The following is a 13,478-nucleotide window of genomic DNA, read 5'->3' on the forward strand; positions in this document are numbered from 1 at the left end:
ATGATGTCTTGACTCTTGTATGAATCAAGAAGCTCAGGCGCAAAGGCCATATACAACAAGCGCATCTGCTAGAACCCCCTGAAAAATATGCTTAAAACACTCATAAAGCGAAATATGACGAAAATTTAAAAAGTACGAAAAGTGCACCAATGCTGGACTTGAGGTGACGATAAATTTATTTTAATGTACAGGAAAGGGGTAAATAGCGATTTGTAGAATTAAATACTAAGAGATATGAACGTGAAAATAGGGGAGGCGTATTATGAAACGATGGGGCGTTTTAGCGACAGGGGTTCTTATTTTTTTGCTCGTGTATGCTATCCAGTTGAGTGAAGATCCAAGGTATCCTGATGTGAACCTTGACCGGATTATGGAGCATACAGAAATGTTAATGTCAGATGCCTTTGGTGGAAGAGCGACAGGCACCGCAGGAAACAGTGAGGCTTTAGACTATATTGAGTCAAGCCTGGGCGATGTTCTAAGGGAAGCCAGCAAAGACAAAGTGTTCATGAAAAGGCAAACCTTCAATGTGCCTGTGATGAAATATGAAGACAGACCTATATTTAGTTTTCTTCCAAATGAGACACCGGAAGAAATAACTGAAAAATCAGAAAATGAAACGAGTGACAATCGTGTTCAGCTCATGTACGGTCAGGATTTTCTGACAGAAAATAGACCGAGAAGCGGGAACATAGATTTTAGAGGTCAGGCCATACTGGTGACAGATAGTATTTATGATATTGAGCCAGACTTGCTAAAAGACAAAGTTCTCATCACTCAGATGAACCGTGTGACAAATGATTTTATAGACGATGCTATAGACCGGGGTGTTATTGGTGTCTTAAATCAGTTTACCAACGGATTTGATCCAGATGCAAGACATGTTTCTGAAGACACGAAACTGAACTTGAGGGTTGACTGGAAAGTCGGAAAATCGATTTTTGTAGGCAGCCTAAGTAAAACAGCATTTGATTTTCTGAAGGACGAAGCTAAAAAAGAAGGTAATTTGATCAAGGTCCATTCAAACCTTGACCCAATACAGGCATCGGGGTATATGAGTGAGAAGGTCACAGGACATATTCAAGATGTCCACATAGAATCAATTGCAAGTTACCCTCTCGTAAATACCAGCAATATAGTGGTCAAGTTTCCTGGGAAATCGCCTGAGAGCGGAGCGGTTATTATATCATCTGACTTAGATGGATACGGCCAGGAACTAACAGGGGAGATTTTGCCATCAGGTGGTCAAGCGATGGGAACAGCAGTTGTTCTTGACTTGGTGGACTTGTTTTACAAACTGGACATTGTAGCGCAAAAGGATCTCTATTTTGTGTTTTTAAATGGGTCAAAGCAAGGCGAGTATGGAATGGAAGCCTTTATGTCTTCCGTGGATCTTAATCGTCAAGTGGAATGGATACACATTCAGAACTTAGGCGGTGTCCTTGACATGCCCATCGTATTTGGGGATGCACTTGCAACCACGTCAACCAGGCAATCAGCCCTCCAACTTCGCCTCATGATGCATGCACAAGATGTTGGAGTAGGAGCAGTTCGTGGGGATACAGCTGATCCAGTACCTGGATTTCAAAAGTTGATTGATATGAACATTCCCCATGTGATCATGTCCTCAGGATCAGATGTCTATACGGCTGGGGATGATCTTGTAGACCTTACAAGAAATAAAGTTGATGGCGTGAGCCAAGTTTTAAGGAGTTTTTTACTAAGGGATGTTTTAAAGCAAAATCAAGCGGATTACTTGAATGAAAAGTGGGTCTGGGGTGGCTTTATGCTAGGCCTCATGGTCTTATTCTTTATGTTGGTAAACAAACTGGCAAAGGTTTATCCGAGTTTCGAATGTATGGGTATTAATATTCGTAGTATAAGCCATTCCAGACCATTTAGACTGCTTTCAAATACAGTTTATTTTGCTGTTCCTGCCCTGGTGCTCATACTTTTTATGATCTATCTGCTTTTGTTTCCCAAAAGCTTTGTCACCACAGAATATTATGGCCTTTATAGCGGTTATTCGCCTTACCTGTATTTAAAGCAGACAGTCATGTTCACTGAGAGGTTGCTGACAAGCGGGTTTGCCCTAAAAGGTGTTGGCAATGTGGATATGCGTATACTGTCCAGCCTTATCACAGGATCATTGAAGCTTGTGGTGCCAGCCATCGCAATTAGTCTGATGATCGGATTTCTTAAAGGGGCTGTGGATAGCTACAGACCAACAGATGGTAAGAATTTTATATCCCTTGCCCTCTTATCTATGCCTGATGTTCTCGTGGCATTTTTAGGCCTTCAAGTGATTATATTATGGTCAAAAAATGAAACCCTTGTGAACATGATTGAAGTCGGGGCCATGCGGGGCATCGTTATGCCGGTGTTAGCCCTGTCGATTATTCCTTCAATATATGTTAGCCGCCTTGCACTTATTGCAGTGGAAGAAGAGCGACATAAGGGTTATGTAAAAGGGGCGCTTGCAAAAGGCGCGACAAAAAGACAGGCCTTTATAGGCCATTTGCTGCCTGTTATGATGTTAAAAATTTTGGACGCTATGCCATCAGTAATGAAACTCCTCATTGCGAATTTAATCATTGTAGAATACTTTTATGGATACCCTGGTATTGCCAATTATTTAATCACTCATATGGATTCTGTATCACTTGTGCTTATATTATCCATGGGCATAGGCATTATGTATTTGGCCTTGAGTCTTCTATTCAAAATGTTATCCACTATTTTGAATCCGATGAAAAGGGGGATCCTGTAAATGAAGCGGAAAATTAATATGCCATTGGTGCTTGGTGGACTTATTTTATTGATGCTCCTGTCTGTAATATTGGTGCCTAGCTTTTATACTAAATACAACCCATATGCAACAGAGACCCTAAAGTCTTATCAAGATGACGGCGGAAACTTTAAATTTATGACACCACCGTTTGCGCCTGATGAGAGACATAAACTCGGGACAGATGAAATGGGCAGAGATTTGATTAGCCTGATTGTGTATGGTGCAAGACTAACCATCGGGATAAGTCTCATGGTTGTGTTTTTTAGATTTTTGCTCAGTCTCTTTATTGGTATTCCAGCGGCCTTTGGCAATCCAGTGGCCCAGGGGACCATAAGGCTGTCCAATATTATTTTTAATTTTGTGCCCCCTCTTATTATTTGTGTCATAATACTAAAAATACAGTTTTTTGAGTCCCTTCCTAAAGAACTTTCCTTTTGGGTTTTTGTATTTATGCTGACGCTGGTAGGGTGGTCAAGGGTTGCGGAAGTTGTCCAGTCTCGATCAGAGGACATTCTGGGACAAGACTTCATTCGCAGTGAAATATCCATTGGTAAAAGCAGACGTATGATTGCCCTAACCAATGTGGTGCCCCATTTGGCAGCGGAAATGACCGTAATGGCATTTATGGAAATTGCCGTTGTGCTGGGTCTTCTCATGCAACTGGGAGCCTTCATGGTCTTTATTGGGAATTTACGTATTGTGGAAAAATCAGATAGGGGCATTATCATCTCTAAACCCATGAGTTTTGAACCGGAGTGGGCGGCCATGATGGGGGCTTCAAAAACCTACCTTAGATCGGCCCCTTGGTTGGTCTTTTCTCCGGCCGTGGCCTTTTTTATAAGCATTTTGGGCTTTAATATGTTTGGCGAGGGGCTTCGCAAGGCACTGCAGGTTCAAAATTCAAAGTTTATGACCCGGGTTAAGGGCTACAAGAAACCCGCTCTTCTAGGTGTTCTGATAATTGGTATTGCTTTTGCCTTATCGCAAAATGCTGGGGAGAAAGGCTCCCTCGCTCCACCATCAGAACTGCCAGATTTTGCCGTGGTTCGGCAAGATAATAAAGATATGGCGGATTGGTTGGAATCAAGAATGATAGACCAGGGGCTCAAACCAATTGATAGTAGCTATAAAACAGCATATGATTTTACCCCATATTGGTTGACTGAAAGTGCAGAACTCGAATTAGATGGAGGCCAAGTGCTGGTAAGACAGAAAGACTTTGTTGTAGCAGGTTATGGAAATGGTCAATTTAATGGAGTCTTATACGATGGAAGAACCGTAGATGTTCTGGGTCATGAAGACTTGCAACTGAGTGGTGGTGAGCTTTTACTCCTTGACGGAACCTACTACACCCAGTCAGCTGTGGAAGATTATATAGATCATATTGGAGCGTCAAACCATATCGGTGCAGTGATTGTGATTATGTCTGATTTGACCACAATTGATAACTTAGGGAGCTTTAGAGCGCAAATGCCTGTTTTATTTGTGCGTCAGGGTCTTGACTGGGACATTGGAAGCCAGGCCAAGATTCGTGTTCAGTGCGCAGAAATAGAAGGTCAGGGGATGAACCTATATGGTGTTATTGAAGGCAAAACGGACAAGGTGAACGATGAAGCCATTATTATTGGAGGCCAGTACAATTATGAGTCGCCTCAGGAGCGTGAAAGCTTAATTGCCATGTTGGAACTCATGGAAGCCTTTTCAAAGGATCGTCATAAGCTGGACCGCAAGGTGATTTTTGCCTTTTGGGATGGAAGCCATACATCGACAGGCTATGGCTTGCTGGAGTATTTGAAACATCCATTATACGCCCCAAAGGACACTGCGGTTTATCTGGATGTGTCTGTTGTGGCTGACCAAGGTCAAATACTCTTTGGTGACAGTCATGCGCCACATTCCCGATTTTATGGATGGAGCCTAGCCCAGCGTGCTGGGAAAATTGGCCAAGACGTCGATGTTCAAATGACAAAGGACCTTGTCAAAAGCCGTCCTGATATTTTTACAAGAGGTCCGTCGTGCATCCATGTTCAACTAGGTGATATGGATGGGATTGAAACTAGGACTGGGACTGGAACTGGAACGAATAGACCGGCCTATGTCACCGAAGACCTAACGGGCTTTATTTACGATTTGATCTTGGGAGGGGCTTACTGATGATGGAGCGCGATAAAGAACAAAATGAAAACATACTGGAAATTGATGACTTAAAATTAAGCCTACCTGTCGGAGCCAAGTACGTTGAAATCCTGCATGGTGTGAGCATTGATGTTAAAAGAGGCAAAATACTGGGCATACTTGGTGAAAGTGGTAGCGGAAAGACAGTGACCATGACCGCGGCTACGGGGCTTTTAGACCAGGGCTACTGCGATATTCACCAGGGGGGCGCATATTTTCATGGGGAGGATCTTCTCAAGCAAAATGATAAGGCCCTGGCAAGTATTCGAGGGCGACAGATTGGCTTTGTTTTTCAAAATGCCATTGATTCCATGAACCCTTATAAGAAAGTGAGAGGTCAACTGGAAGAGGTCTTTAAGCTCCACAATGTCAAAGTGAACGCAAGGAGAATTGAAGAGGCTCTTGAATCTGTGGGCATAAAGGACTCAAAAAGTGTTCTCAATATGTATCCAAGTCAGTTGAGCGGAGGAATGGCCCAGCGTGTCATGATAGCTATGGCAGGCCTACTCGACCCCGACCTTATTATTGCAGATGAACCCACATCGGCCATAGATGCTTCCCTTAGAAAAATGGTTCTGGATCTGTTTATAAGCGTTAAGAAATCAAGGGGGATCAGTATTGCCATGATCACCCATGATTTTGATGTGGTGGCTTATGCCTGTGATGACGTGGCTGTTATGTATAGTGGTTTAATTATGGAAAGCGGTCCTAAGACGGCTATCATGAAGCATCCAAGGCATCCTTATACCGCTGGACTTATAGAGTGCGCTCAGTCCCTTGGAAAAGGAGATATTAATCTATTTGAATTACCAGGGCATCCCCCCTCTCCGCAAGATTATGAAAATCTCTGTCCCTTCAAGTCAAGATGTGATCGTGTGGTGAAAGCCTGCACGTCATCCCTGCCACCTGTTAGACAAGTTGGAGTCCAGTCGATTCGGTGTCACAATCCACTGGAGGTGAAGGTTGATGAATAATCCTATTATTGGTGTGAAAGAAGTCAGCAAAACATTTTATGTGAAAGCGGGTCTCTTTGATAAGCAAAGAAAAGTGAAAGCCGTTAAGAATGTCAGTTTTCAGGTGTACCGAGGAGATTGTTTTGGACTGATTGGCGAGAGTGGATCGGGAAAGACCACGGTGGGAAATCTCATTTCTAGGATGATTAATGCTGATAGGGGGGACGTGACTTATGAATCAGCGTCTATTTTTGATTATTCTCACCAGGATTTGCAAAAATGGCGTAAGTCGTTTCAGGTTGTTTTTCAGCAGTCCAGGGAATCACTAGATAGCAAAAGAACGGTTCGTGAAATTATGATAGAACCGCTCCATATCCATAGTGTTGTTCCTAGGAAAGACTACGAGGTCGAATGCGAGAGGCTTCTTGGTCTTGTGGGCCTGGGTCCCATGTTTATGGACAAGCTTCCAACAGAATTGAGTGGTGGTCAAAAACAAAGGGTCGGTATTGCAAGGGCCCTGGCTGTTAGACCAGATGTCCTTCTTCTGGATGAACCCTTAAGTGCTCTTGATGTGAGTGTTCAAGGGCAGGTGATCAATCTGTTGAATCAGTTGAAGACGGATATGAATTTGACCTATATACTTATCACCCATGATTTGAATGTGGTTCGACAAATGTGTAATCGTGTGGCCATTATGCGTCTGGGGGAAATTGTTGAGATGGGAGAGGTTGAAAAAGTCATGGATATGCCTGATCATGACTACACTAAGAAATTGATAGAAGCCTCAGAACTGGGGCATGGTTAAGGTGGATCATAAAAGGATTAACACATAAAACATGGGCGGACTGTAAATGTGAGAAGATAAAACCTGCAAGGGATATGCGGGATGTGACTTATAAATTTTAAGTGTTGGATGGACTCATTTAAAGGAAGATTATAAGGGAACATATTAATATGTACAAAGAGAATATAGAGATTATTTAAGGAAGAGCCCAAGTGTTGAAAAAGCATGTTGCAAGTTTGCAATATGCTTTTTTGCATAGAGGACACATTTGTAAAAGATGGCTCGTAAGATCTTTACATAGAACAAAAGTGGCTTATAATCATATGTTCAGAACTCAAAACGCTGGTTTTTTAGTGATAACTATTATCATAAAAATGCAAGTGAATGCACTTGGTGAATGATAGTGCAACATTTTACATGCAATATATTGCACTTGTTGTGAAAACGTTTTTCAGCGCATGCTCAATTCAAAAAAATGGAATGAGTCATTCCAATACTTTGACAGGAAATTATAAATATCATGTCAAAAATAGAAACTTGGCACGCAGCTTGCACTATATATAAAGCGGAAATACATATGGAGGTGAAGGTTTTGGCAAGAGAGTACGTACTCGCGATAAACCCAGGTTCAACTTCGACAAAGGTTGCTTTGTTCAAGGATCTGGAGAATGTGATCCAAAAGAATTTAAGTCATGGTACAGATGAACTAGACAAATTTGAGAAAATCACTGACCAGTATGAGTATCGAAAAGACATGATCCTAAGCTGGATGAAAGACGAAGGCTATAGCACGAGTCAATTGAAAGCGGTTGTGGGCCGAGGTGGTCTTTTAAAGCCAATGCCAAGTGGCACTTATAAAGTAACAGCACCGATGATTGAAGATCTGAAAATCGGTATTCAAGGCGAACATGCATCAAATCTTGGCGGCATTATTGCCAGAGCGATTGCAGACGCCGGTGAAGTGGAAGCCTATATAGCGGATCCAGTTGCTGTTGATGAATTTGAAGATGTGGCACGCATTTCCGGAATGCCAGATATTAAAAGAAAATCATTGCTTCATGCCCTGAATATTAGAGCCATTGCCCATTCGGTTGCGGCAGACAAGGGTGTACACATCAATGACCTGAATTTGGTTGTTGCCCATCTAGGAGGCGGTATCTCTGTCGTGCCTATGCAAAAAGGCAAGATGATCGATGCCAACAATGCCAATGAAATGGGACCTTTCAGTCCTGAGAGATCAGGCGGTCTTCCGGTTGGCGATATTGTTAAAATGTGTTTTTCAGGTGAATACACGATGAAGACCCTAAAACCTAAATTAAGAGGCAAGGGTGGACTTGTGGCCTACCTGGGAACAAATGATGCAAGAGAAGTCCTAAAGATGATTGAATCTGGTGATGAAAAAGCCAAACTTGTATTTGAAGCCATGGGGTATCAAATCGCCAAAGAAATAGGTGGTATGGCAACGGCCCTGAAGGGGGATATTGATGCCATTGTACTGACAGGTGGCGTGGCTTACTCAGAATACTTAACAAACTATATCAAAGACATGGTGGATTTCATCGCACCGGTAATTATTAAGCCCGGCGAAGATGAAATGACAGCACTCAATGAAAGTGTTGTACGTGTTCTAAATAATGAGGAAACTCCAAAAATCTATGAGAATGAGGTGAACTAAGTTGATCACTAATTTTGAAGATCTACTAAAAGTTGCAAAGGACCGTGGCCCCAAGACGATTTCTGTAGCCTGTGCCCAGGATTCAGACGTTATGCTTGCTGTTGAGGCTGCCCGTTCACAAGGGATTGCAAATGCAATTCTTGTGGGTGATAAAGAAGCTATTGAGAAAATTGCTGGAGACCACAAGATTGATCTTGGCAATTATGAGTTAATCGACATTAAAGACATGGCTGAAGCATCACTAAAGGCTGTTGAGCTTGTATCTACTGGCAAGGCGCATATGGTGATGAAGGGGCTCGTTGATACAGCGATTATCCTAAAAGCTGTTCTGAATAAAGAAGTTGGCCTAAGAACAGGTAATGTTCTAAGCCACGTGGCGGTATTCGATGTGCCAAGTTACCCAAGAATTCTAATGGTAACGGACGCTGCAATGAATATTGCTCCAGATGTACAAGGTAAGAAGCAGATTCTTGAAAACTCTCTAGTTGTGGCAAATGCACTGGACATCGATGTGCCTAAGGTTGGCGTGATTTGCGCTAAGGAAAAGGTCAATGAAAAGATGCCGGCGACTGTGGATGCTGCTGAGCTTGTTCGCATGAACGAAGCGGGTGAAATCAAGAACTGTATCGTTGGTGGACCATTTGCCCTTGATAATGCAGTTTCAGAGGAAGCTGCTAAAATCAAGAAAATTGACCATCCAGCAGCGGGTAAATGTGACATCCTGCTTGCTCCAACAATTGAGGCGGGCAATGTTCTGTACAAGGCTCTAAACTTCCTTTGTACAGCTCAAAGTGCAGGCATCATTGTAGGCGCTAAGGCACCAGTTGTGTTGACATCACGTGCAGATAGTGACGCATCAAAGCTGAATTCTATTGCACTTGGCGTTCTGATGGCAGCAAAAATGTAATATAAGCCGATCTTATATGACGGTGAAATAACACATTATATAAAATATAAAGAGAAAAATGGATTTGATGACTAAAGTGAAGGCTCTCCGGCAAAAGAGCTGGCTTCTAGATCATTGTCAGGTCCATAATCCCGGCAACTGTCTGGGAATATATATAAAGTCCCGAATACACCAATTCGAGGATGATGAAAAGAGAACGTTTGGGAGAGGCATTAATTAACGGTTAATAGATCACGTGGTGATCTGAGTCAATGAGGCGGAGAAAACAAAAGGCAGGTGCAAGATGCAAGAATATCGTATTCTAGCGATCAATCCAGGTTCAACATCTACAAAGATCGCAATTTTTGATAATGACAAATCAGTGTTTGAAGAAACACTTAGACATCCAGCTGAAGAGATCAACAAGTACGACAAGATCTTTGATCAGTATGACTTTAGAAAGAAAGTGATTCTTGACACTCTAGAAGAAAAGGGAATCAACCTAACTAAACTTTCTGCTGTTGTGGGTCGTGGGGGCCTACTAAAGCCGATCAAGGGCGGTACGTACAATGTATCAGCTAATATGATTGAAGACCTTAAGGTTGGTGTTCTTGGTGAACATGCATCTAACCTTGGCGGTATTTTGGCAAATGAAATCGCATCATCACTAAACATTCCATCATTTATTGTTGACCCAGTTGTGGTTGATGAAATGCATGATGTTGCAAGAATTTCTGGTATGCCTGAGCTTGAAAGAAAGTCTATCTTCCACGCTCTAAACCAAAAGGCTGTTGCACGTCGTGCGGCTGCTGAAATGAACAAGCCTTATGAAGAATGTAATTTTGTTGTGGCTCACATGGGTGGCGGTGTTTCTGTTGGCGCTCATAAGCTGGGTCGCGTAATTGATGTTAATAACGCACTTGATGGTGAGGGTCCATTTAGTCCTGAGCGTGCTGGCGGTCTACCTGTTGGTGATCTTGCAAAGCTATGTTTCTCAGGCAAATACACACTTGCTGAAATCAAGAAGCTGATTAAGGGTAATGGCGGTCTTGTGGCTTACCTGAATACGAATGACGGTCGAGAAGTAAATAAGATGATTGAAGCGGGCAACAAGGACGCTGAAGTGATCTACAAGGCAATGGCTTACCAAATTTCAAAAGAAATTGGTGCATGTGCGGCTGTGCTTCAGGGTAAGATTGATGGCATCATCCTAACTGGCGGTATCGCTTATGACAAGCAATTCGTGCAGTGGATCAGCGACAGCGTTGAGTTCATGGGCAAAGTGATTGTTTATCCAGGTGAAGACGAAATGAAAGCTCTTGCTGAGGGCGGACTTCGTGTTCTTAAGGGTGAAGAAACAGCTCAAGAATACAAGTAAGATAATAGGACAGGTGAAAATGAACATGTTAAGTGATAATCGTATTCGTCTTATAGTGGGCCACTATGGTAGCGGTAAAACAGAATTTGCTGTGAATTACACAATGAAACTTGCTGGACTTGGTCGAAAAGTTGCAATTGCAGATATGGATATTGTAAATCCTTATTTTAGATCAAGAGAGAAAGCTCAGATGATGGAAGACGCAGGCGTTCGTGTGATCAGTGGTGCAAGAGGCCATGCTGCTAATCTGGCTCTACCAATGTTGACGGCAGAAGTACAAGCACCGTTACAAGATCATTCCTATGACCTTGTTATCGATATCGGTGGTGATGCAGCGGGTGCGACAGCAGCATCTCAGTACAAGCGGTACTTCATAAATGGCGATTATGACATGTTTTGTGTTATTAACCGTTATAGGACGGAGACGTCGACTCTTGAAGGCTGTATGTACCATATAAAGACGATTGAAGCGACTCTTGGAGCTAAGGTGACTGGTCTGATCAATACGACGCATATGCTTAGAGAAACAACTGTCGAAGATGTTCTATACGGACAAGAACTTGTTGAAAAAGTGTCAAAAGAGCTGGATATTCCGGTTCGTTATGTGGCTTCCCTAGAAGATGTTGCAAAGCAACTTCCAGAGGATTTAAGTGGTGAAGTATTCCCACTTCAAATGTACATGCGACCTGATTGGCTCTAGACCTAAATAATAATAGACCTGGAATATTCATGGATATTCCAGGTGATATACCGAAAAATAAGGAGGGTATAAACGTGGCTGCAAAAGGTAAAGTAATATTTAACGAAGATATTTGCAAAGGCTGTGGTCTTTGTACAACAGCTTGCCCAGTTAAGATCATGACGCTTGATACAGACCGTATCAACAAGAAGGGCTACCACCCAGCAACTGTAACAGATATGGACAAGTGCATCGGATGTGCAAACTGTGCAATGATGTGTCCGGATTGCGTTATTACTGTCGAAAGAGAAATGGTATAAGGATAGCAGGGAGGAAACAACTAAAATGGCTAAAGTGCTTATGAAAGGTAACGAAGCAATTGGTGCAGCTGCTATTAAAGCAGGATGTAAATACTTCTTCGGTTACCCAATCACACCTCAAAATGAAATTCCTGAGTATATGTCAAAAGAAATGCCAAAGAATGACGGCGTATTCCTACAGGCAGAATCAGAAGTTGCAGCAATTAACATGGTATACGGTGCTGCTGGCGCCGGTGCTCGAGTAATGACATCTTCATCTTCACCAGGTATTGCTCTGAAGCAAGAAGGTATCACATATATCGCAGGTGCAGAACTACCTGCAGTTATTATCAATATCGTTCGTGGTGGCCCAGGTCTAGGTGGTATCCAGCCTGCACAGTCTGACTACAACCAGGTAACTCGTGGTGGTGGTAATGGCGATTACAAGCTTCTAACATATGCACCAGCAAATCTTCAGGAAATGGTTGACCTGGTTCAAGAAGCTTTCGATCTAGCTGACTTCTACCGTAACCCAGTTATGGTTGTTGGTGACGGTATGATCGGTCAAATGATGGAGCCTATCGAGTTCAAGGAAATCAAGTCTGGTAAGACGCTTCCTGAAAAAGACTGGGCAACAACTGGTACAAAGGGTTCAAGAAAGCCAAACATCATTAACTCTCTAGCGCTTGATCCTCAAGATCTAGAAGACCACAACATCAAGCTTCAAAACAAGTACGATGCAATGCGTCGTGATGAAGTTCGCTATGAAGAATACAATATGGAAAATGCTGAAATCGTATGCGTTGCTTACGGTACAACATCTCGTATTGTTAAGAATGCAATCGATGCACTTAAAGAAGAAGGCATCAATGTTGGTCTTATTCGCCCAATCACTCTATGGCCTTTCCCAATGAAGCCATTCGCAGACATTCCTGCAACTGCTAAAGGTATCCTTACAGTTGAAATGTCTATGGGTCAGATGATTGATGATGTTAAGATTGCTAATGAAGGTCGTCTACCAGTTGATTTCTACGGTCGTTCTGGCGGTATGATTCCGGAGCCAGATGCGATTAAAGAAAAGATCAGAGAAATGGTCGGAGGTGCAAAATAATGTCAGTCGTATTTAAGAAGACTCAAGGTCTTGTAGATAAAGAAACTCATTACTGTCCAGGATGTACACATGGTATTATTCACCGTATCACTGCTGAAGTTCTTGAAGAACTAGGTGTTTTAGGTGAATCAATTGGTGTAGCACCAGTTGGTTGTTCTGTACTAGCTTATGAATACTTCAACTGCGACATGCATGAAGCGGCTCACGGCCGTGCACCTGCTGTTGCAACTGGTATTAAGCGTGTGCACCCAGAAAAAGTTGTATTCACTTACCAAGGTGACGGCGATCTAGCTTCAATCGGTACTGCAGAAGCTGTTCACGTTGCGCACAGAGGTGAAAAAATCACTACAATTTTCGTAAACAACGCTATTTACGGTATGACAGGCGGTCAGATGGCACCTACGACTCTAATTGGTCAAAAGGCGACAACATCTCCACTAGGTCGTACAGTTGAGCACTCAGGCATGCCTCTAAAGGTATCTGAAATGTTCGCTACAATCCATGGCGCTGCATATATTGCACGTGTATCTGTTGATACGCCAGCTAACGTTCGTAAGGCTAAGAAGGCCATCAAGGAAGCCTTCCAGTGCCAGATCGACGGCAAAGGATTCTCAATGGTAGAAGTACTATCAACTTGTCCAACAAACTGGGGAATGACTCCAAAAGATTCTCTAACTTGGTTACGTGACAATATGATGCCATACTACCCAATGGGTAACTTCAGAACACCAGAGGAGGACAAATAGA

The 13,478-nt window shown here is 42.7% G+C and carries 11 protein-coding genes; all 11 read left to right on the plus strand.

What is annotated here, in order from left to right; translation table 11 throughout:
- Positions 1-262 precede the first annotated feature (262 nt).
- The 11 genes from ACQ4KW_RS02085 (at position 263) to ACQ4KW_RS02135 (ending at position 13,477) form a co-directional block, all read left to right on the plus strand.
- Positions 263-2,770, plus strand: a complete 2,508-nt coding sequence (locus ACQ4KW_RS02085; RefSeq protein WP_430884879.1) for an ABC transporter permease subunit — start codon at positions 263-265, stop codon at positions 2,768-2,770.
- Positions 2,771-4,945 (plus strand): hypothetical protein, encoded by a 2,175-nt coding sequence (locus tag ACQ4KW_RS02090; RefSeq protein WP_430884880.1) that lies wholly within the window; start codon positions 2,771-2,773, stop codon positions 4,943-4,945.
- A complete protein-coding gene (locus ACQ4KW_RS02095; RefSeq protein WP_430884881.1) occupies positions 4,945-5,940 on the plus strand; it encodes an ABC transporter ATP-binding protein in 996 nt (331 codons plus the stop codon). The genes ACQ4KW_RS02090 and ACQ4KW_RS02095 overlap by 1 nt, the downstream gene beginning before the upstream one ends.
- Positions 5,933-6,724, plus strand: a complete 792-nt coding sequence (locus ACQ4KW_RS02100) for an ATP-binding cassette domain-containing protein (protein WP_430884882.1) — start codon at positions 5,933-5,935, stop codon at positions 6,722-6,724. The genes ACQ4KW_RS02095 and ACQ4KW_RS02100 overlap by 8 nt, the downstream gene beginning before the upstream one ends.
- Positions 6,725-7,295: 571 nt before the next feature.
- Positions 7,296-8,378 (plus strand): butyrate kinase, encoded by a 1,083-nt coding sequence (gene buk / locus ACQ4KW_RS02105; RefSeq protein WP_430884883.1) that lies wholly within the window; start codon positions 7,296-7,298, stop codon positions 8,376-8,378.
- 1 nt (position 8,379) lies between these two features.
- Complete coding sequence (locus ACQ4KW_RS02110) at positions 8,380-9,285, plus strand: phosphate butyryltransferase (RefSeq protein ID WP_430884884.1); 906 nt, start codon at positions 8,380-8,382, stop codon at positions 9,283-9,285.
- A 283-nt stretch (positions 9,286-9,568) separates the two neighbouring features.
- Positions 9,569-10,642, plus strand: coding sequence for a butyrate kinase (gene buk, locus ACQ4KW_RS02115; protein ID WP_430884885.1), 1,074 nt, complete (start codon positions 9,569-9,571; stop codon positions 10,640-10,642).
- The gene (locus ACQ4KW_RS02120; protein WP_430884886.1) at positions 10,614-11,342 is read left to right on the plus strand and encodes an ATP-binding protein; all 729 of its coding nucleotides are present in this window, start codon (positions 10,614-10,616) and stop codon (positions 11,340-11,342) included. The genes buk (ACQ4KW_RS02115) and ACQ4KW_RS02120 overlap by 29 nt, the downstream gene beginning before the upstream one ends.
- Before the next feature lie 74 nt (positions 11,343-11,416).
- Positions 11,417-11,641: a 4Fe-4S binding protein gene (locus ACQ4KW_RS02125; protein WP_430884887.1), complete on the plus strand. Its 225-nt coding sequence runs from the start codon at positions 11,417-11,419 to the stop codon at positions 11,639-11,641.
- 25 nt (positions 11,642-11,666) lie between these two features.
- A complete protein-coding gene (locus ACQ4KW_RS02130) occupies positions 11,667-12,731 on the plus strand; it encodes a 3-methyl-2-oxobutanoate dehydrogenase subunit VorB (RefSeq protein WP_430884888.1) in 1,065 nt (354 codons plus the stop codon).
- Positions 12,731-13,477, plus strand: coding sequence for a thiamine pyrophosphate-dependent enzyme (locus ACQ4KW_RS02135; protein ID WP_430884889.1), 747 nt, complete (start codon positions 12,731-12,733; stop codon positions 13,475-13,477). The genes ACQ4KW_RS02130 and ACQ4KW_RS02135 overlap by 1 nt, the downstream gene beginning before the upstream one ends.
- Position 13,478 lies beyond the last annotated feature (1 nt).

It is taken from the genome of Tianxiuia mixotrophica (genome assembly GCF_050596425.1).
Lineage (GTDB): Bacteria > Bacillota > Clostridia > Peptostreptococcales > Acidaminobacteraceae.

Bases quoted from the DNA above. Each gene is read 5' to 3' on its own strand.
- ACQ4KW_RS02085 (WP_430884879.1), top strand. From the start codon at position 263: ATGAAACGATGGGGCGTTTTAGCGACAGGGGTTCTTATTTTTTTGCTC.
- ACQ4KW_RS02090 (WP_430884880.1), top strand. From the start codon at position 2,771: ATGAAGCGGAAAATTAATATGCCATTGGTGCTTGGTGGACTTATTTTA.
- ACQ4KW_RS02095 (WP_430884881.1), top strand. From the start codon at position 4,945: ATGATGGAGCGCGATAAAGAACAAAATGAAAACATACTGGAAATTGAT.
- ACQ4KW_RS02100 (WP_430884882.1), top strand. From the start codon at position 5,933: ATGAATAATCCTATTATTGGTGTGAAAGAAGTCAGCAAAACATTTTAT.
- buk (WP_430884885.1), top strand. From the start codon at position 9,569: ATGCAAGAATATCGTATTCTAGCGATCAATCCAGGTTCAACATCTACA.
- ACQ4KW_RS02130 (WP_430884888.1), top strand. From the start codon at position 11,667: ATGGCTAAAGTGCTTATGAAAGGTAACGAAGCAATTGGTGCAGCTGCT.
- ACQ4KW_RS02135 (WP_430884889.1), top strand. From the start codon at position 12,731: ATGTCAGTCGTATTTAAGAAGACTCAAGGTCTTGTAGATAAAGAAACT.